At 71.8% G+C, this 19,764-nt stretch carries 17 protein-coding genes; 12 read left to right on the top strand and 5 right to left on the bottom strand.

All coding sequences use genetic code 11. From position 1 onward, the window contains the following. Nucleotides 1-478: 478 nt before the first annotated feature. A complete protein-coding gene (locus ACX6XY_RS26380) occupies nt 479-2,662 on the top strand; it encodes an MMPL family transporter (RefSeq protein ID WP_460335795.1) in 2,184 nt (727 codons plus the stop codon). An 85-nt stretch (nt 2,663-2,747) separates the two neighbouring features. Here the strand turns inward: ACX6XY_RS26380 and ACX6XY_RS26385 are convergent, their stop codons facing one another. Together ACX6XY_RS26385 and ACX6XY_RS26390 are read right to left on the bottom strand one after the other, a co-directional pair. Then, complete coding sequence (locus tag ACX6XY_RS26385) at nt 2,748-3,173, bottom strand: ankyrin repeat domain-containing protein (RefSeq protein ID WP_460335798.1); 426 nt, start codon at nt 3,171-3,173, stop codon at nt 2,748-2,750. 74 nt (nt 3,174-3,247) lie between these two features. Beyond that, nucleotides 3,248-3,889: a TOPRIM nucleotidyl transferase/hydrolase domain-containing protein gene (locus ACX6XY_RS26390; protein WP_460335800.1), complete on the bottom strand. Its 642-nt coding sequence runs from the start codon at nt 3,887-3,889 to the stop codon at nt 3,248-3,250. Nucleotides 3,890-4,221: 332 nt separating this feature from the next. Between ACX6XY_RS26390 and ACX6XY_RS26395 the strand changes: the two genes are divergently transcribed. The 7 genes from ACX6XY_RS26395 to ACX6XY_RS26425 all read left to right on the top strand — a co-directional run bounded on the left by ACX6XY_RS26395 (nt 4,222) and on the right by ACX6XY_RS26425 (nt 11,034). Beyond that, a complete protein-coding gene (locus ACX6XY_RS26395) occupies nt 4,222-5,916 on the top strand; it encodes an ATP-binding protein (protein ID WP_460335899.1) in 1,695 nt (564 codons plus the stop codon). After that, nucleotides 5,913-6,359 (top strand): roadblock/LC7 domain-containing protein, encoded by a 447-nt coding sequence (locus tag ACX6XY_RS26400; protein ID WP_460335804.1) that lies wholly within the window; start codon nt 5,913-5,915, stop codon nt 6,357-6,359. Before ACX6XY_RS26395 ends, ACX6XY_RS26400 begins: the two co-directional genes overlap by 4 nt. Further along, a complete protein-coding gene (locus ACX6XY_RS26405; protein ID WP_460335807.1) occupies nt 6,356-6,715 on the top strand; it encodes a DUF742 domain-containing protein in 360 nt (119 codons plus the stop codon). Before ACX6XY_RS26400 ends, ACX6XY_RS26405 begins: the two co-directional genes overlap by 4 nt. Then, complete coding sequence (locus ACX6XY_RS26410; protein WP_460335810.1) at nt 6,693-7,340, top strand: GTP-binding protein; 648 nt, start codon at nt 6,693-6,695, stop codon at nt 7,338-7,340. The genes ACX6XY_RS26405 and ACX6XY_RS26410 overlap by 23 nt, the downstream gene beginning before the upstream one ends. Then, entirely contained in the window at nt 7,337-8,599 is a 1,263-nt protein-coding gene (locus ACX6XY_RS26415; RefSeq protein WP_460335813.1) for a cytochrome P450, read from the top strand. Before ACX6XY_RS26410 ends, ACX6XY_RS26415 begins: the two co-directional genes overlap by 4 nt. Before the next feature lie 9 nt (nt 8,600-8,608). Beyond that, nucleotides 8,609-9,859, top strand: coding sequence for a cytochrome P450 family protein (locus tag ACX6XY_RS26420; RefSeq protein ID WP_460335816.1), 1,251 nt, complete (start codon nt 8,609-8,611; stop codon nt 9,857-9,859). Nucleotides 9,860-10,065: 206 nt separating this feature from the next. Beyond that, the gene (locus tag ACX6XY_RS26425) at nt 10,066-11,034 is read left to right on the top strand and encodes a zinc ribbon domain-containing protein (protein WP_460335819.1); all 969 of its coding nucleotides are present in this window, start codon (nt 10,066-10,068) and stop codon (nt 11,032-11,034) included. Between the two features lie 400 nt (nt 11,035-11,434). Here the strand turns inward: ACX6XY_RS26425 and ACX6XY_RS26430 are convergent, their stop codons facing one another. Beyond that, complete coding sequence (locus ACX6XY_RS26430; protein ID WP_460335822.1) at nt 11,435-12,214, bottom strand: DeoR/GlpR family DNA-binding transcription regulator; 780 nt, start codon at nt 12,212-12,214, stop codon at nt 11,435-11,437. Nucleotides 12,215-12,359: 145 nt separating this feature from the next. On the opposite strand from ACX6XY_RS26430, the gene ACX6XY_RS26435 reads away from it, so the two are divergent. Beyond that, complete coding sequence (locus tag ACX6XY_RS26435; protein WP_460335824.1) at nt 12,360-13,244, top strand: SIS domain-containing protein; 885 nt, start codon at nt 12,360-12,362, stop codon at nt 13,242-13,244. A gap of 36 nt (nt 13,245-13,280) precedes the next feature. Next, nucleotides 13,281-14,150 carry a class II fructose-bisphosphate aldolase gene (locus ACX6XY_RS26440; protein WP_460335827.1) on the top strand — a complete coding sequence of 290 codons (870 nt, stop codon included), beginning with the start codon at nt 13,281-13,283 and terminating at the stop codon, nt 14,148-14,150. Between the two features lie 64 nt (nt 14,151-14,214). Here the strand turns inward: ACX6XY_RS26440 and ACX6XY_RS26445 are convergent, their stop codons facing one another. Beyond that, entirely contained in the window at nt 14,215-15,450 is a 1,236-nt protein-coding gene (locus tag ACX6XY_RS26445; RefSeq protein WP_460335830.1) for an acyl-CoA dehydrogenase family protein, read from the bottom strand. Between the two features lies 1 nt (nt 15,451). Further along, nucleotides 15,452-15,919 carry an SCP2 sterol-binding domain-containing protein gene (locus ACX6XY_RS26450; protein ID WP_460335833.1) on the bottom strand — a complete coding sequence of 156 codons (468 nt, stop codon included), beginning with the start codon at nt 15,917-15,919 and terminating at the stop codon, nt 15,452-15,454. A gap of 163 nt (nt 15,920-16,082) precedes the next feature. On the opposite strand from ACX6XY_RS26450, the gene ACX6XY_RS26455 reads away from it, so the two are divergent. Continuing rightward, nucleotides 16,083-17,999, top strand: a complete 1,917-nt coding sequence (locus tag ACX6XY_RS26455) for an AMP-dependent synthetase/ligase (protein WP_460335836.1) — start codon at nt 16,083-16,085, stop codon at nt 17,997-17,999. Further along, nucleotides 17,992-19,761, top strand: coding sequence for a GMC oxidoreductase (locus ACX6XY_RS26460; protein ID WP_460335839.1), 1,770 nt, complete (start codon nt 17,992-17,994; stop codon nt 19,759-19,761). The genes ACX6XY_RS26455 and ACX6XY_RS26460 overlap by 8 nt, the downstream gene beginning before the upstream one ends. Nucleotides 19,762-19,764: the final 3 nt, after the last annotated feature.

Here is a 19,764-nt window from a genome sequence, read left to right on the forward strand (position 1 = left end):
ACCCCCCCTGCCCCCGGCGACCCCCGGGGGGCTGCGGGGGGGGGTAATCGGTTGGGGAGGGGGGCCCCCCCCCCCCCGGGGGGCGGGGGGGGGGGGGCCGCGGGGGCGCCCCCCGGACCGAGTCCGACGGCGGCCACGGCGGTGACCAGGACCAGCGCGGCGGCGGGTCTGGTGTGGGGGACGGGCATATACGACACCTCGAGTCATCACGAGTCATCACGGGTCTTCACGGGTCTTCACGAGTCCGATTTCTGAGAGCGCTCTCAGAGCGCTTAGCCGCGGAACGTAAGACTCCTGAATGCACCTGTCAAGAGAATCGGTCGCGCAGTACGTCCGGCAGGCCGGAGACCGACGGGCGGCAGGCGGCGGGCGGCGTCGATCGTTCGGCCTGACGTTCCTGAGCGTGGTTCAAGCACGACTCAGGGCCCCCTCGACCAGAGCGTGACACCTCTAGGCGCACAGTCTCAACAAGGAGTGCATGGTGACCACAACTCCGGTCCGGGGGAACACGCCCACGATGCCGCCGCCCCCGCCGCCCCCGCGATCTCTTCTCGAGCGCACCGCCGGATTCGCCCAGCGCCACCGGTGGACCGCTCTGCTGTTGTGGGTGGTCGTCCTGGTGGGGGTCTGGGCCGGGGCGTCCGCCGTCGGCGACGGGTACCGCGACGACTTCTCGGTGCCCGGCACCGAGACCCAGCAGGCCTTGGAGACGATGGAGAAGCACGGCTCGTCGCAGGCCGGCGGCACCCTGTCCATCGTGGTGCGCGACGACCGGGGCCTCGACGGCGAGCAGACCCGAAGCAGCGTCACGACCATGCTCGACAAGGTGGCCGACCTGCCCAAGGTGGCCCAGGTGCGCAACCTGTACGAGGACGAGCAGGCCGTCTCCCGTGACGGCCGCATCGGTTACGCGACCGTCGTCCTGGACGGCAAGTCCGAGGACATGGCCGTCGAGGACACCCAACGTGTCCTCGACACCGCCCGCACCGCGGCCGGGAACGGAGTCAGCGTCGAACTCGGCGGCAACGCCGCCCGCAAGCTCGCCGAGTCCGAGGGCGGCGGAGCCGAAGGCGTCGGGATGCTCGCCGCGCTGGTCATCCTCGGCCTGATGTTCGGCACCGTCATCGCCGCCGGACTGCCCGTGATCACCGCCGTGTTCGCGGTCGGCAGCACACTCGGCGCGATCATCCTGATCTCGCACGTGTTCACGATCGCCAGCTACACGCCGTACATCATGATGCTCGTCGGCCTCGGCGTCGGCATCGACTACGCCCTGCTGATCTTCGCCCGCTACCGCGCCGAGCTGGTACGCGGCGCGAGCCCCGAACAGGCCTCGCGCACGGCACTCGACATCGCGGGGCGCACCGTCTTCTTCGCCGGATGCACCGTCATCGTCGCCCTGCTCGGTTTGGTCGCGCTGGGCCTCGGCTCGCTCCAGGGCACCGCCGTCGCCGTCGCGCTCACCGTCCTGGTGACCATGCTCGCCTCGCTCACCCTGCTGCCCGCGCTGCTCGCCCTGTTCGGGAAGCGCTTCGCCCGGCAGTTCACGGCGAAGGCGGACAAGTGCGTCGCCAAGGGCAAGACCGCCGAGGGCGGGGCCCGCTGGCGCGCCTGGGCCACTCTGGTGCAGCGCCGCCCGCTGGCCGCCTTCCTGCTCGCCGTGGTCGCGCTCGGAGCGCTCGCCGTGCCCGCCGCCGATCTGCGGCTCGGCTTCGGCGACGCGGGCAACGACCCCGCCGCGTCCACCAGCCGCAAGGCCTACGACCTGTTGGCCGAGGGCTTCGGCGCGGGCTTCAACGGCCCCCTGATCGTGGTCACGGAAGGCACCCAGGAGGTGGGCGGCGAGCTGTCCCAGCGGCTCAACGAGACCGAGGGCATCGCCGCCGCCACCGGCCCGATCCCCGCCGAGGACAACAAGGCCTTCACCGTCATCGCCTTCCCCGACACCGCCCCGCAGGACGAGAAGACCACCGAGCTCGTGCACACGCTGCGCGACGACGTGCTGGTCGGCCTGAGCGCCGAGACGGGCGCGACGTTCCTGGTCGGCGGCGCCACCACCGCCGTCATCGACTACGCCGACACCGTCAGCGCGCGCATGCCGCTGTTCATCGCCATCGTGGTCGGCCTCTCGCTGCTGATCCTGGTCATGGTGTTCCGGTCGGTGCTGGTTCCGCTCAAGGCCGCGCTGCTCAACCTGCTGAGCATCGGGGCCGCGCTCGGCGCGACGACCCTCGTCTTCCAGAAGGGCATGTTCGGCTTCGAGTCCGGCCCCATCGAGGCCTATCTGCCGATCATGATCTTCGCGATCGTCTTCGGCCTCTCGATGGACTACGAGATCTTCCTGGTCTCCCGGATCCGCGAGGAGTGGCTCCGCACCCGGAACGCCTCGACGGCCGTCCGCGAGGGCCTCGCCCACACCGGCTCGGTCGTGGTGGCGGCCGGAGCCATCATGGTCGCCGTCTTCGGCGCCTTCATCCTCAGCGGCGACCGGATGCTCCAGCAGTTCGGCTTCGGCATGGCCGTCGCGATCTTCGTGGACGCCATCGTCATCCGCTGTCTGATCGTCCCGGCCGTGCTCCAGCTGATGGGCGAGCGCGCCTGGTGGATCCCGGCGGGCCTGGACCGGATCCTGCCGAAGGTCGAGATCGAGAAACACGGCTGACTCGAGGTCACCACCACACCACACCCCGCGCGACACGGAGCCCGGCCACCGCCACCGGGCTCCGTGTCGCGCGGCCTCACCCCGGCTAGCGCTCCGGGGCGGCGCCCGCCGCGACGAGGAGGCCGGCGGTTTCGTGATGAGGGCCGTGATCCGCCCACTTCAGGGGGGTCCAGCCCGTGCCGTCATCCTCACGAAGATTCGGATCGGCGCCGTACGCGAGCAGTTCGCGCACGGTCGCGGTGTACCCCCAGCACGCGGCGGCGCACAACGGAGTGCCCTCCGCGCCGAGCCCGCCGCTCTCGGCGTCCGGGGAGGCCCCAGCCGCCAAAAGCAGGCGGACGATCCCCGCCTGCCCACTCACGGACGCCGCGTACAGCGGGGTGGTCCCCTCGCTGTCCGTCCGGTCCGGGGCGACCCCAGCGCGCACAAGCGTCCTCACCGCGACGGTGTCACCTCCCGCGATCGCTTGGAAGAGACGCCGGGAGAGCTTCTTACGCCGCCGCTGATTCATGGGAACCGAGACTAACCACCCGGCAGACGGCCAGGCCACCGAGATCGCGGGCCGCCGAGGTCCACGACCAGGTCTCACACGCTCGTGAGGAGGCCGTCGAGCGGCGCTGGTACCCGCTCGGGGGTGAGGGCCTCGACGAGGAGTCGGCCGTAGCGGATCTTGCGGCCCTTCTTCGTGCCGAGGAAACGTCGCAACTGCCGCTGCCGGGGGCGGCCCTGCTGCGCGGGCTGGCGCAGGAAGGTCCGCCAGGCGCGGAAGTCGCCCTCGGCCCGGACGACTTCCTCGGCCTGGTCCGTGCCCAGCGCGCGGATGAGCTCGTCCTCCAGGTCCGACACGCACACGAAGACGTCCGGCCGCTGCGCCCCCGCCCCCGCTCCCGCCTGCGCTCCCGCCCGCGCCAAGCTGCGTTCGTAGAAGCGCCGTTCACCCTCGTCGCACAGCCCGACCAAGCGCAGCCCCAGACCGGGCCGCCCGAGGAGGCCGGCGTAGCGGCCGACGTTCATCGCCCCGCCCATCGGCACGACGCACACACCCTCGGCGGCCAGGTCCCGGCCGCGCCGGCCGGCCAGCGCCTCAACCGCCGCGAGATCACTCAGCCCTTCCAGCAGCACCGCCGTCCGCACACCCAGCCGCGCGGCCGAATCGGACACCGGTCCGCCGGGCCCGCCCGCCGCCCAGCCGCTGATCTCGTCCCGGAACGCCCGCATCGTCGCCATGGAGCGAGTCTGCACCTCCACCGGCGCCACGGCACGGAGATATCCGCGGCATCCGCCCCCGCGACCGCGCCGAGCAGCCCGCCGCGAGGAAACGGCAGTGATCCGAAGGCACCCGACCACACCGCCGAGCACCTGCGTACGATCATGTCCGGCAGCGTGGACGACCCTCAAGCCGCGGTCCCTGAGCGCCCGTAGGGGGCTCTCAACCTTGGGCCAAACCCGCCGGGTTGATCTAAGCTCTGCCATGCCCTCGATGGGCAAGTGAGTTCGATGCGGGCAGGGGGAACGTTCGTCGTGGTTGTGGTGTGCGGAACCGTCGGGGCGTGTGCGCCGTGGTGAGCCGTCCGAACGGCGGGCCAGCGGGCCGGCAGGCCGCCGCCTGGCTGACGGCCTCGGTGCTCGCCGCCGCCGGCGCGGCGCTCGCCGCGGGGAACGCCGCGGCGGAATGGCGGCAGATCCTGGCCGCCTCCTGCGCCGCGGCCGTGGTGCTGCTCCTGGCCTGGGTGCTGCTGCTCACCCGGCAGTTGTCCGCGGCGCGCGAGAGCCGGGCCCGGCAGGAGAGGCTCGCCGCCGTCCGGGAGGCCGAGGTGGCGCACCTCGCGAACGTACGCCTCCCGGTGATCGCGGAGCGCGTGCGGACCGGGCAGCGACTGGAGGGCGCGCCGGGGCCGCTGGCGCCGCCGGACGACACCGGCGAGGAGTTCGCCCGAGCCCTGGCGGCGGTGGTCGGCGCGCTGGGGTCGGGCGAGGCGGTACGCCGCGAGCGCGGCCTGCGCGACTCGGTGCAGGCCGCCTTCGAGTCCGTCGCCCGCACGATGCACGCGATGGCCACGGTGCAGCAGCAGGTGCTCGACCAGGTCGAGCGCTCCATCGACGACCCCCGACTCATGGCGGACGTGATGAAGGCCGACCACGCCGCCGCCCAGATGACGCGCAAGGCCCAGACGCTCCTGGTGATGTGCGGTATCTGGCCCGCACGCCGGGAGACCAGACCGGTCTCGCTGTACGACTGTGTGCGCGGCGCGCAGTCCAGGATCGTCGAGTACGGCCGGATCGAGGTGCACGGCGGACAGACGCTGCACGCGGTGCCGCCCGCGGTGGAGGGGCTGATGCACGCCATCGCCGAACTCCTCGAGAACGCCACGGTCTTCTCGCCCTCGCGCACCCAGGTCGCCGTCACGATCCGCGAGGTCGGCGCCGGAGCGGTCATCGAGATCGACGACGCCGGACTCGGGATGCCGCCGGACGTGCTGCAACAGGCCATGGGCCAGCTCCGCGACGACCAGGACCTGGCCCGGCTGGGCGCGGTGCCCCGCCTCGGCCTGGCCTGCGTGGGCCGCTGGAGCCGGGAGCTCGGCTTCAACGTGGAGCTCAGCGGAGCATCCGCCTACGGCGGCACGCGGGTCGTGATGTTCGTGCCGCTGCGGCTGCTGACCGAGCCCCAGTCACTCCACCCGGCCGCCCGGCAACCGGAGGCGGGGACAGCGGCACCGCACCAGCGGCCCGCCGAACCCCCGCTCCCCGCACCCCAGCCGGGCGCCGCCCACACCCCGCACCCGGCCCCCGCGTCCACCTCGCACCCGAGCGACCCCGCGCACCCCCTGCCCGACGCCGCCCCGCGGCCGTACGGGCGGCGCGACCCCGCCGAGCACCCGGAGCCCGCCGGGTTCGGCGCCCCGCAGCCGCCCCGCACGGGCGGCGAGCCCCCGGCCGCGCTGCCGCGGCGGCGGAGCCGACGGCAGCCGCCCGGCGCGGCCGCCCACCAGCCGGCTCCGGACCCCCGACAGTCCGCTCCGGCACCGGCACCGGCACCGGCACCGGCTCCCGCGCCCGCCGCCCCCTGGACACCGGAGGCGGCCCGCGCCTCGATCGCCAGCGTGGTGTCCGGATCACTGCGCGGCCGCGCGGCACTCGACGCGGACGCGCCGCCCCCGCCCCAGGACCCGAACCCCTCGGCCGCGCCCCCGCAGCCCGGACGACCGTCCCTGCCCAGTACCCGCGACGATCACGACGGAGGCCGGCCGTGACCGGAACCATCGCCCCCCTTCCCGACCTCGGCTGGATGCTCCGTCCGCTGACCGAGATTCCCGGTGTCCGGCACACCGTGGTGGTCTCCGAGGACGGCCTGCGCCTCGGGCACGCGTCCGCGGAGAACCTCTCAGGACCGGTGGCCGCCCTGAGCACGGGCGAGGCCGAGTCCCTCGCCGCGGCCTGCGCGGCGATGACCATGACCGGCAGGTCCACGACCACGCTGCTGTTCGGCGACGGCGCAGGCGTGCGGCAGCTGATGCTGGAGTCCGACCACGGGTTCGTCCTGTTCACCCATGCGGGAGTGGGCGCGCACCTGGGCGTCGCCACGGACCCGGACGCCGACGTCGGCCTCGTCGCCCAGCAGATGCAGCTGCTGGTGGCGAAGATCGGCGCACACCTGAGCAGTCAGCCACGGGACCAGGCCGTCACGTCGTCATGACCGAACGGCCAGAGGCGCACACGGCCTCGGCGGTACGTCCGTACGTGATCACCCGCGGGCGGGCGGCGTCCGACATCGAGCCGCTGGCCTGGGAGTCCCTGGTGATGGCGACGGACGCGGCGTTCCCCGCGTCCCTGCAGCCCGAACACCGGGCCATCCTGAGGCACTGTCAGGGGCTGCTGTCGGTCGCCGAGGTGGCCGCCCACATCGGCCAGCCGTCCTCGGTGGTGCAAGTGCTGCTCTCCGACCTCCTCAGGTGGGGCCTGATCGTCACCCGCCCGCCGATCCCCCCGGCCGAACGCGCCGATGTGACCATGCTCAGAAAGGTACTCGATGGGCTCGAAAGCCACCTCTGACGCGCCCCCGGAGACCCCACCGTCCAGCACGCACTCCGGCACGGGCACGGGCACCGGAAAGTACCTCGCCCCGAGCGTCGCGGGCGCCGCGAAGATCCTGGTCGTCGGCCCGCTGGGGGTGGGCAAGACCACCCTCATCGGCACCGTATCGGAGATCAAGCCCCTGTCCACCGAGGCCGTGATGACCCAGGCGGGCGCCCGCGTCGACACCGTCGCCGCCGACGCCAAGACGACCACCACGGTCGCTCTCGACTTCGGCCGGATGACCCTCGACGGGGATCTGGTGCTCTACCTGTTCGGCACTCCGGGCCAGCCCCGTTTCCTGCCCGCCTGGCGGGACCTGGCCAAGGGCGCGCTCGGCGCGCTCGCCCTGGTGGACACCAGGGACCTGGCCGCGTCCTTCGACGCGCTGGGCAACCTGGAGGACCTCGGGCTGCCCTTCGCCGTCGCCGTGAACGTCTTCCCCGGCAGCCCCGAACACCACCCAGACGACCTCCGGGCGGCACTCGACCTGCTCCCCGAAACCCCCTTGGTGGCCTGCGACGCACGCGACCGTACGTCATCGGTGCGGGCGCTGATCGCCCTCGTCCGCCACCTCATCCACGTCGCCACGGAGACCCCATGAGCACACTCCACTCCACGGTCGGCTCCGACGCCCGCTGCCCGGTCACCGGAGCCGCGAAGCCGCCGACCGCGCTGTACGGACCCGACCTCGACGGCGACGCGATGCCCGCGCTGTACGAGCGGCTGCGCCGCGCACACGGACCCGTCGCCCCCGTCTCCATCGCCCCCGGCATCAACGCCTGGCTGGTCATCGGCCACCGCGAGCTTCTCCAACTGACCCGCGACGAACAGGACTTCTCGCACGACCCGCGCCGGTGGGGACTGCTCCGCGAAGGCCGGGTGCCCGCCGACTCGCCGATCCTGCCGATGGTCGGCTGGCGTCCGGCACTGCTGTTCTCCGACGGACAGCAGCACCGCCGGATGCGGGCCGCCGTCTCCACCGCACTGGCCGGGATCAACGGCCACGAACTGCGACGCACCGTGCGGGCCACGGCCGAGCAACTGATCACGTCCTTCGCGGCACACGGCACGGCCGACCTAGTCGCCGACTACGCACGCCAGCTGCCGATGCGCGTCATCACCGGCCTGCTCGGCGTGGACGTGACGACCGGACGCCGCCTGGTGGAAGCCTTCGCGGGCACGGTCGCCGCCGACAGCGCCTCCGCGGACGCCAGCAAGCGCATGGCCGCGATCCTGCTCGCGCTGATCGAGGAGAAGCGCCGCCAGCGCGGCAACGACATCACCTCGACCCTGCTGCACCACCCCGCCGCGCTCACCGACGAAGAGGTCCTGCACAACCTCGTCGTGATGTTCGTCGCGGGCAACCAGACCACCGTCAACTGGATCGCCACCACCCTGCGCATCCTGCTCTGCGACCCGGCGTTCCGCTCCTCGCTGACCGGCGGACACCTCAGCGTGGACGACGCGCTCGACCTGGTCCTGTGGCGCTTCCCGCCGACCCAGAACTTCCCCGCCCGCTACGCCACCCGCGACATGAGCATCGGCGGACAGGACATCCGCACCGGAGACATGCTCATCCTCGGCCTGGCCGCGGCCAACGCGGACCCGAGCATCCTCCCCGACGACGGCGCCCCGGTCGTCGGCAACCGCTCCCACCTGGCCTTCGGGGCGGGCCCGCACACCTGCCCCGCACAGGACCCGGCACGGCTCATCACCCGGACCGCCGTCGACACCATCCGGCACCGGCTGCCCGACCTCGAACTGGCCGTACCCCAGAGCGAACTGGAGTGGGTCAAATCACCCTGGAGCAAGGGCCTCGCCGCGCTCCCGGTCCGCTTCAGCACCCCCCATCTGCCCTAGGAGAACCCTGTGAACACGCCATCGGAGCACACCGCGGCGGACCAGCCGCACCGCCTGGACCGCGCGGGCGGCTGCCCGCACGCGGACAACGCCCGCCTGCTCGCGCGGGGCGCCGTCACCCCGGTCGTCATGCCCGGCGACGTCGAGGGCATGGCGGTACTCGGCCATGACGCGCTCAAGGAGTTCCTGGCCCACCCCGACGTCGCCAAGGACGCACAGCACTTCGCCGCGCTCCAGGCAGGCGAGATAGCCGACGGCTGGCCCCTGAAGACCTTCGCCACCGTCCAGGGCATGACCACCGCCGACGGAGCCGACCACCGGCGGCTGCGCTCCCTGATGGGCAAGGCGTTCACCGCCGGCCGGGTAGCCGAACTCCAGCCGCGGATCGAGGCGTTGACCGCGTCGCTGCTGGACGGCCTGGACCGGGCCGCCGCCGCGGGCGACGGCGTCGCGGACCTGCGCCGGCACTTCGCGATGCCGCTGCCGATGGGCGTCATCTGTGAACTCCTCGGCGTGGACCCCGAGCACCACGCCCGACTGCACCACCTGTCCAACCAGATCGTCGCCACCGACATCACCCCGCAGGAGGCGATGGCCGCCAACCGGGAGATGGTGGAGACCCTCGGCGCGGTCGCCGCCGCCAAGACCGCGAAGCCGGGAGACGACCTCACCAGCGCGCTGCTCGCCGCCCGCGAGGAGAACGGCGACCGGCTCAGCCCGCAGGAGCTCATCGGCACGCTGATGCTCACCATCATCGCCGGGCACGAGACGACCCTCAACCTGATCACCAACGCCGTACGCGCCCTGTGCACCCACCGCGAGCAGCTCGCCCTCGCGCAGTCCGGCAAGGCGACCTGGGCGGCCGTGGTGGAGGAGACGCTGCGCTGGGACAGCCCGGTCAGCTACTTCCCGTTCCGCTACCCGACCCGCGATCTGACCGTCGGCGGCACCGTCATCCCCCGAGGCACCCCCGTACTGGCCGGTTACTCCGCGGCGGGCCGCGACCAGCGGGCGCACGGCCACGACGCCGACCGCTTCGACATCACCCGCGAGCACGCCGCCCGGCACCTCTCACTCGGCCACGGCGCGCATTACTGCATGGGCGCCCCGCTGGCCCGTATGGAGGCCACCATCGCCCTGGAGCGGCTCTTCACCCGCTACCCCGACCTCGACCTCGCGGTCCCGGAACCCGAACTGCCCCGGCACGCCTCCTTCGTGGGCAACAGCGTCCAGCGACTCCCGATACGGCTCCGCCCCTGACATCCCGCCCCGCGCTCTGTGTACCGGTTGGTTCACCTGTCTCGTTCGAGGGCGCCCCGTCCTTTAGGGCGGGGAGGGGTCGAAGCTCCTGCGGAGCAGGGAAATGAGCGGCGATTCGCCGTCAGGGCGGATCGCCACTGAGCCCGGACTTCCCGCTGGTAGGCCCGAGTTGACTGGTCTCTCAGGGTCCCACTAGTGTCACTTGCGTGAAGATCACCGCGCAGGTGAAGTTGTTGCCTGCGTCCGCTCACGACGCGGACGCACTGGCGGCGACCCTGCGCGCCTGCAACCGGGCCGCGAACGCAGCCTCCGAGGTGGCGTTCGCCAAAGACCTCAAGCGCAGGAACGTCCTCCAGGACGCGGTGTACCACCGGATCAAGGCTGACTTCGATCTCGGGGCGCAGGCGGCGGTGCGCACCGTCAAGAAGGTGTGCGACGCCTACGCCACACTCAAGGCGAACCTCCGCGCCGGGAACCACGGCCCGGAAGGCTCCAAGCGCCGGGCCAAGGCCGAGTCGAAGCCGATCCGGTTCAGGGAGACCTCCGCTCAGCCGTACGACGACCGGATTCTGACGTGGAACCTCGACACCCGCACCGTCAGCATCTGGACGGTGGCCGGTCGGCTCAAGGGCATCCCGTTCGTCTGCTCCGGGGAAGCCATGCGGCTTCTCGCACAGCGCAAGGGCGAATCCGACCTGGTGATGCGGGACGGCATGTTCTTCCTCATCGCGACCATCGACATCCCCGAACCCGAGCCGATCGAGCCGAAGGGCTTCCTCGGCGTGGATCTCGGGATCGTCAACATCGCCACCGCTGAACGCACCTCCCGCGGTATCGGTCTGGAAGACCTGACCGGTATCCGCCAGAGGGTCACGGCCAGGAAAGACCAGCGGGCACGGCTTTCCTCGTGGGCGTTCGCCCAGCTCGGCTCCTTCGTGGAGTACAAAGCACGGCGGGCCGGTGTGCCCGTGGTCCATGTGGACCCGCGCAACACCTCCCGCCAGTGCTCTGAATGCTGGCACACCCACCGGTCCAACCGGATCGACCAGGCACGGTTCGTGTGCAAGTCCTGCGGGATCACCCTGCACGCGGACCACAACGGCTCCCGCAACATCGCCCACCGGGCCGATGCCGCGTGGCAGCGGGGCGCAGTCAACCGCCCCAGAACGTCATAGGCGTTCCGGACGCAGGGTTCCATAGTGGGACATCAGCTTTCCGTCTCACCCTGCCTGCAAACCTCCCCCCCCTCAGGGGGTAGTTGACGAGGTTCCACGCTCGGCCCAGCGCGTCAACTTCGTGCAAGGCACCGTGTCAACAGGGAAGAAGGCGTCAGGCGGGGATTCTCTTACCTAGAGAGAGCAATCTCCCTATGGTGTGCCTATCGGGTGAGCCCTCGTTTGGGCCGGTTGCCTGAGTGACGACGAGGCCGCCCGCGCCCTGCCCGCCACCGCCCAGGACCGGGCCGCACCGGGTGCGGCCGACGGCGTCGTATTCCGATCGGGGCAGCTCCACTGCGGAAGCTGACCCGGCGAACCGCTCACCGTGACGGTCTGGGTCCTGCCCGCCGGGCAGAACCTAGACCGTCACCAGTGACACCCCCGCGTCGGTGAACCGCGCGGCCGTCTCCTCGGAGACATCCGTGTCCGTCACCAGTGTGTCCACCTGCTCCGTCGCGCGGATCCGGGCGAAGGAGCGCCGGCCGAGCTTCGTGGAGTCGGCCGCGACCACGACGTGCTCGGCCCGCTCGCACAGCAGACGGTTGATCCCCGCCTCGCCCTCGTCGGTCGTGGTGGCCCCGTGCACCACGTCGAACGCGCCCACACCGAGCACCGCGACATCGAGGGTGATCTGGCTGAGGACCCCGTCGGCGAGCGGGCCCGTGAGTTCGTAGGACTGCGGCCGGGCCACTCCGCCGGTCACCACGATCTTGAACTGCGGTCGCACGGCCAGCTCGGTGGCGATGTTGAGCGCGTTGGTCACGATGGTCAAGGCCGGTGCCCCCGCAGCCAGTTCGGGCCGCACCGCGAGCGCACGGGCGATCTCGGTGGTCGTGGTGCCACCGGTCAGGCCGACCACCGCGCCCGGCGCGATCAGGTCCGCCACCGCCTTCGCGATCCGCTGCTTCTGCGACGTCTGTCGCGCCGCCTTGTAGCGCAGCGGCAGCTCATAGGACACCCCCTGGGCCACCGCGCCGCCGCGGGTACGCACCAGCATCTGCTGCTCGGCGAGCTGGTCGAAGTCCCGGCGGATGGTCGCGGCCGAGACGCCCAGGGCGGTCGCCGCCTCGTCGACGTCCAGGCGGCCCCGCTCCACGAGCAGCTCAAGGAGCACCTGCCAGCGGCCCTCGCGCGACATCCGCACCGTCCCTCAGTTGTGTCGCTCTCTGTCGGTGCTGACCTTAACCCAGCCCCCTGGATGCTTGATAATGCTCGAAAAGTAGCTCTATCTTTCAAGTGCGCGCATCAAACGCGCACCGGATTTCACAGGGCGGGAGACCGGCATGACGCATGTCGAGAACGAACTGAACAGCCAGCCCGCGTGCTGGGCACGCGCCGCCGCACTGGCGGGAGAGCACGGCGACGCCCTGCCCGCGCCCGGTGAGCGGGTGGCCGTGGTGGGCTGCGGGACCTCGTTCTTCATGGCGCAGGCCATCGCCGGGCTCCGCGAGGGCGCGGGCCTCGGCGAGACCGACGCCTTCGCCGCCTCGGAGTACCCGGCGGCACGCTCGTACGACCGTGTCCTCGCGCTGACCCGGTCAGGCGCCACGACCGAGGTGCTCGACCTGCTGGCCCTGGTGCGCGGACGCGCCCGCACCACCGTGCTCACGGCTGTCGCGGACGCCCCGGTGCTGCGGCACGCCGACGACGCCGTGGTCCTCGCGTTCGCCGACGAGGAGTCGGTCGTCCAGACCCGGTTCGCCACCACCGCGTTGACGCTGCTCCGCGCCCACCTCGGACAGCGCACCGAGCAGGCCGAGGCCGACGCCCGCACCGCGCTCGCCGAGCCGCTGCCCGAAGGGGTCGTAGAGTGCGCCCAGTTCACCTTCCTCGGCCGCGGCTGGACCAACGGGCTCGCCCAGGAGGCCGCGCTGAAGATGCGCGAGGCGGCGCTGTCCTGGACCGAGGCGTACTCGGCGATGGAGTACCGGCACGGCCCGATCAGCATCTCCAGCGCCACCACCGCGACCTGGATGCTCGGCGAGGCCCCGGACGGGCTCGCCGCACAGGTGCGGGAGACCGGCGCGCTGTGGGTGGCCGGGGCGCTCGACCCCCTCGCCGAGCTGGTGCGCGTCCAGCGCCTGGCCGTCGCGATCGCCGCGGCACGGGGCCTCGACCCGGACCGACCGCGCCATCTGAGCCGTTCGGTCATCCTCCGGGCCAGCTGACCGCGCCACCAGACCGGAAGAGGGTAGGGAACTCCGATGCCGCTGGCACAGACCGGCCTCCTCGTCGCGGAGGCCGCCGCCGAGCGCCGCGCCGTCGCGGCCTTCAACATCATCACCCTGGAACACGCCGAGGCCGTCATCGCGGGCGCCGAGGCCGCCGAGTCCCCGGTGCTGCTGCAGATCAGCGAGAACGCGGTCGCCTACCGGTACGGGCGGCTGTTGCCGCTCGCCCGAGCCGCCCTCGCTCTCGCGGACGCCGCGGCCGTACCGGTGGCCCTGCACCTCGACCACGTCACACGGGACACCCTGCTGCGGCAGGCCGCCGACGCCGGTTTCAGCTCCGTGATGTACGACGCGTCCCATCTGCCCTACCGGCAGAACCTCGCCGCGACCCGCGCCGCCACCGCTTGGGCGCACTCCCAAGGCCTCTGGATCGAGGCTGAGTTGGGGGAGGTCGGCGGGAAGGACGGGGGAAAGGGCTGCGGAGCGCCGCTGGACGCGCACGCGCCCGGCGCCCGCACCTGCCCGCAGGAGGCGCTCCGGTACGTCGCCGACTCCGGCGTCGACGCCCTCGCCGTCGCGATCGGCAGCTCGCACGCGATGACCTCGCGGACCGCCGCCCTCGATCACGCGCTGCTCGCCCGCATCGACGAGACCGTTCCCGTGCCCCTCGTCCTCCATGGCTCCTCCGGCGTCCCGGACGACGAACTGGCCCGTGCGGTCGCGGGCGGCATAGCCAAGGTCAACATCGGCACCGCCCTGAACATCGCCATGACCGAGGCGATCCGCGCCCACCTCGCCGAGTACCCGCGGGCCGTGGACACCCGCCACTACCTGACCGTGGGGCGGCAGGCCATGGCGGCGACCGTCACCCACCTCATCGGCGCGCTCAACGCGGGCGTCTGACCACCGGCAGGCGTCTGACCACCGGCCAGACGCGCCGCGTCCACCGCCGCCGGTGGATCCGCCGTCAGCGGATCTGCCGCCCCGAAATGGCCCTGGCGATCACCAGGCGCTGGATCTCGCTCGTCCCCTCGAAGATCGTGTAGATCTTTGCGTCCCGGTACATCCGCTCCACCGGATGCTCCCGGCTGTACCCGGCGCCGCCCAGCACCTGAATCGCCTTCTCGCTCGCCGCGACCGCCAGTTCGCCCGCGCGCAGCTTGGCCATGGAGCCCTGGCCCGCGTCGAAGGTCCGGCCGCCGCGGGCCATCCAGGCGGCCTGCCAGATCAGCAGCCGGACCGCCTCGATCTCGGTGCGCAGATCGGCGAGGGCGAAGGCGATGGACTGGTTCTCGATGATCGGGCGGCCGAACGCCTCCCGGCCGTCGGCGTAGTCGAGTGCGTACTCGTACGCGGCGCGGGCGATGCCGAGCGCCTGCGCGCCCACGGTCGGGCGGCTGACCTCGAAGGTGGCCATGGCGGCCTGCCCCTTCGCGCCGCCCGTGCCCTCGCGGGCGCGGGCGATCCGGGCGTCCAGGCGTTCCTTGCCGCCGAGCAGACAACTGCCCGGCACCCGCACCTCGTCGAGGAAGACATCCGCGGTGTGCGAGGCGCGCAGCCCCAACTTCTTGATCTTCTTGGCGCCTTCGAGGCCCACGGTGCCCGGCGGGACGATGAACGCCGCCTGGCCCCGAGCGCCGAGGGACGGGTCGACGGTGGCGACCACGACATGCACGTTCGCGATCCCGCCGTTGGTGATCCAGGCCTTCTGGCCGGTCAGCACCCATTCGTCCTTCGCCGCGTCGTGGCGGGCGCGGGTGCGCATCGCCGAGACATCCGAGCCCGCCTGAGGCTCGGAGACGCAGAACGCGGCCACCTTCGGGTCGTTCTCGTCCCCGAAGCACTGCGGCACCCACTCGGCCAACTGGTCGGGGGTGCCCGAGGAGAAGATCCCGGCGACGGCGAGTGAGGTGCCGAACAGGGCCATGCCGATGCCCGCGTCGCCCCAGAACAGTTCCTCGTTGGCGATCTGGAGCGAGAGCCCGGTGGGGTCGCCGAACAGGTCGGCCAGGGACTCGAATCCGTACAGGCCGATCTTCGCGGCCTCCTGGATGACCGGCCAGGGCGTCGCTTCGCGCTCGTCCCACTCGGCGGCGGCCGGGCGCACCACGGACTCCGCGAAGCCGTGCACCCAGTCCCGCAGGTCGCGCTGTTCCTCGGTGAGGTCGAGGGAGAAGCCGGCGGAAGAGTTGGCGGATGACATATCAGGCCTTGGGGATGTCGAAGTAGCGGGTCAGGCCGGAGGCGAGGGCGACGTCGCCCGCGATCTTGAGCTTGCGGGTCATGAACATCGTCACCGGGTTGCCGTTGCCGGAGACCAGCTTGAGGAAGTCCGCGTCGGCCATGACGAGGGTGACCCGCGGGTCACCCTCGGACCGGCCCTCGCGGACCGTGACGGCGCCGTCGGCGATGGCGGTCTCGTACACCGCCTCGGTCACGCCGTTGATCTTCCAGCGGATCACCGCGCTGAGCGAGCCCGCCGCCTCGGGCTTGAACTGCCGTTCCATCCGCCCGAAGACCTCCTTCAGGACGCGGGCGCGCAGTGCGCCGTCCTGGGCCATCTCCTTGATCTCCTGGGCGGACAGGCTCTTCACGAGCCTCGCGAACTCCTCGGGCGAGACGCTCGCGAAGTCCAGGTCCGCCAGGTTGTCCGGGGTGTTGCCATACGCCATGGGGGCCTCCTCGGCTGGTACTTACTCTGGAGTAAGCTTACTCAGAAGTCAGGAGATTGCCAGACCTCCTTGATTTCTCCTTACGCGCCGGTAAGTTGACGGATGGGTAAGTACTGTGAACCACCGCGCGGCACAACATGTCAGGCCAACCACGGAGCCGACTATGGGCGTACGCAAAGATCTGAAACGAGCCAAGCAGCGCAGTGACCTGGCGACTCGGGTCGCCGTCGAGCTGACCAGACAAGACGGCGTCGTACGGGAAGTGCGCACCGCCCCGCTCGCCCCGACGGGCCGCACGGGCTCCGCCGCCGACGTCCCCTTCGTCAACGCCGTCGAGGAACCGGACGCCGTCGTCGTGCGCCGCAAGGCGGGCGGCTCCTGGCGGCCGGTCACCGCCGCCGCGTTCGCCCGCGAAGTAGCCGCCGCTGCCAAGGGGCTGATCGCCGCGGGCCTCGAACCGGGCGGCCGGGTCGCCCTGATGTCCCGCACCCGCTACGAGTGGGCGGTCCTGGACTTCGCGATCTGGGCCGCGGGCGGCCAGACTGTGCCGATCTACGCCACCTCATCCGCCGAACAGGTCGAGTGGATCGTCCGGGACTCCGGCGCCGCCTACCTGATCACCGAGACGGCCGACCACACCCGCACGGCCAAGGAGGCGGCCGCCCGGCTGCCCCAGCCGCCACGCCAGTGGGAACTGGACGACGGCGCCATCCTCGAACTGGCCGCGCTGGGGCGCGAGATACCCGACGAGGAGATCACCAAGCGACGCGCCGCGCTCACCCCCGACACCATCGCCACCGTCTGCTACACCTCCGGCACCACCGGCCGCCCCAAAGGCTGCGTCCTCACCCACGGCAACCTGCACGCCGAGGCCGCCAACACCGTCGAACTGCTGCACCCCATCTTCAAAGAGGTCACCGGACAGGTCGCCTCCACCCTGCTCTTCCTGCCACTGGCGCACATCCTGGGCCGCACCATCCAACTCGCCTGCATGATGGGCCGGATCGAACTCGGCCACTGCCCGAGCATCAAACCCGACGAACTCCGCCCCGAACTCCGCTCCTTCAAGCCGACGTTCGTCGTCGGCGTGCCGTATCTCTTCGAGAAGATCCACGACACCGGACGGGCCACCGCGGAGAAGATCGGCCGGGGCGCGTCGTTCGCGCGCGCGGACCGGATCGGCGTGCGCTTCGGCGAGGCATACCTGGACAAGTTCCTGGACCGCGGCAAGGGCCCCTCGCTCGGGCTCTACCTCGCCTGGGCCCTCTACGACCTGCTCGTCTACCGCCGGGTCAGAAAGGAACTCGGCGGACGGCTGCGCTACGCCATCAGCGGAGGCTCGCCGCTCGACCGGCGGCTGAACCTCTTCTTCTACGCCGCGGGCATCGTCATCTACGAGGGCTACGGCCTCACCGAGACCACGGCCGCGGCCGCCGTCATCCCCCCGCTCAGCCCGCGCCCCGGCACGGTCGGCCAGCCGGTGCCCGGCACCGCGATACGCATCGCGGACAGCGGCGAGGTACTCATCCGCGGCGACATCGTCTTCGGCTCGTACTGGAACAACCCCGAGGCGACCGGACAGGCCCTGGACGACGGCTGGTTCGCCACCGGCGACCTCGGCGAACTCGACGACGACGGCTACCTGACGATCACCGGCCGGAAGAAGGACATCATCGTCACCTCCGGCGGCAAGAACGTCTCGCCCGCCCCGCTGGAGGACCGGCTGCGCAGCCGCCCGCCCGTCGGCCAGTGCATGGTCGTCGGCGACAACCGCTCGTACGTCGCCGCCGTCGTCACCCTGGAACCGGACGCCGTGGGGCACTGGCTCGAGGTGCGCAAGAAGCCCAAGGACACCCCGATGTCCGAGGTCATCCGCGACCCGCGCATGATCGCCGACGTCCAGAAGGCCGTGGACTACGCCAACGAGTCCGTCTCACGCGCCGAGTCCATCCGCAAGTTCGTCATCGTCGAGGGCGAGTTCACCGAGGAGAACGGCCTGCTCACCCCCTCGCTGAAGGTCAAGCGGAAGGCCGTGGCGGCCGCCTACGCGGACCAGATCGAGGCCCTCTACCATGGCTGAGCGGGACGATGACTACGACGTCATCGTCGTAGGGTCCGGATTCGGAGGTTCCGTCGCCGCGCTGCGCCTGACCGAGAAGGGCTACCGCGTCGGCGTACTGGAAGCCGGACGCCGCTTCGGCCGGCAGGACCTGCCCACCAGCTCCTGGGCCCTGCGCGACTACCTGTGGGCGCCACGCCTCGGCCTGTACGGCATCCAGCGCATCCACGCGATGCGGAACGTCATGGTCCTCGCGGGCGCCGGAGTCGGCGGCGGCTCGCTCAACTACGCCAACACCCTCTACATACCGCCGCCCGCCTTCTTCCAGGACCGGCAGTGGGCCTCGATCACCGACTGGCGGGGCGAACTCGCCCCCTACTACGACCAGGCCCGGCGCATGCTGGGCGTACGGCAGAACCCCACCACTACCGAAGTGGACGAACACCTGCGGGCGACCGCCGAGGCGATGGGAGTGGGGGACACCTTCCGGCTCACCCCGGTCGGCGTCTTCTTCGGCGACGGCGAGGACGCCTCCGGCACGGTCCGGGGCACCCCCGGCGCCGAGGTCCCCGACCCGTACTTCGGCGGCGCGGGACCCGCGCGCACCGCGTGCACCGAGTGCGGGTCCTGCATGACGGGCTGCCGGGTCGGCGCCAAGAACACCCTCACCGAGAACTACCTCTACCTCGCCGAGCGGGCGGGCGCCGTCATCCACCCCCTGACCACGGTCACCGCGGTGGCCGATACGCCCGCGGGCTTCGAGGTGACCGCCGCGCCCACCCCCCGAAAGCGCCGCAAACGGGCCCAGCGGGTGCTGCGCGCCCGGTATGTGGTGCTGGCGGCGGGCACCCACGGCACCCAGACCCTGCTGCACACCATGCGGGAGCGAGGGCTGCTGCCCCGCCTGTCACCCCGCCTCGGCGAGCTGACCCGGACCAACTCCGAGGCACTGGTGGGCGCGCTCACCTTCCCGCGCCGCTACCGCAGGGCGCGCGGCACCCGCGGCACCCGCGACACCCCGGACTTCACCCGCGGCGTCGCCATCACCTCGTCCCTGCACGCCGACGAGGCCACCCACATAGAGAGCGTCCGCTACGGCCGTCGCTCCAACCTGATGGCCCTGATCTGCGTGCCGCAGTACTCGCAGCGCATCCCCAAGCCGCTCGCCGCGCTGCTGGCCTTCGCCCGGCACCCGCTGCTGGTCGCCAGGACCGCGACGACGTACCGCTGGTCGGAACGGACCATCATCGGCCTGGTGATGCAGACCCACGACAACTCCCTGACCACCCGGCTCGGCCGCCGCGGCGCCCTCACCGTGGAACAGGGCCACGGCGCGCCCAACCCCGTGCACATCCCGCAGGGCTGGCAGGCGGCGGGGCTGCTCGCCGAGCGCATCGGAGGCTTCGCCGGAACCAACCTCGGGGAGCTGACGGGCCGGCCGCTGACCGCGCACTTTCTGGGCGGCTGCCCGATCGGCGCGAACGCGGAGGAGGGGGTGATCGACCCCTACCACCGGGTGTACGGCCATCCGGGCCTCTCGGTGGTCGACGGGGCCGCGGTCTCCGCGAACCTCGGCGTCAACCCCTCGCTGACGATCACGGCGCAGGCCGAGCGGGCGATGGCCCTGTGGCCGAACCGGGGCGAGCCCGACCCGAGGCCGGACCAGGACGCCGGATATCTGCGCCTGACGGCGGTCGCACCCCGAAAGCCCGCGGTACCCCAGGGCGCCTACGGCGAGTTGCGGCTGCCGCCGCCCGGCACGCGGCAGCCAGGCGTCTCGTGAAGC

Source organism: Streptomyces sp. O3 (assembly GCF_054788135.1).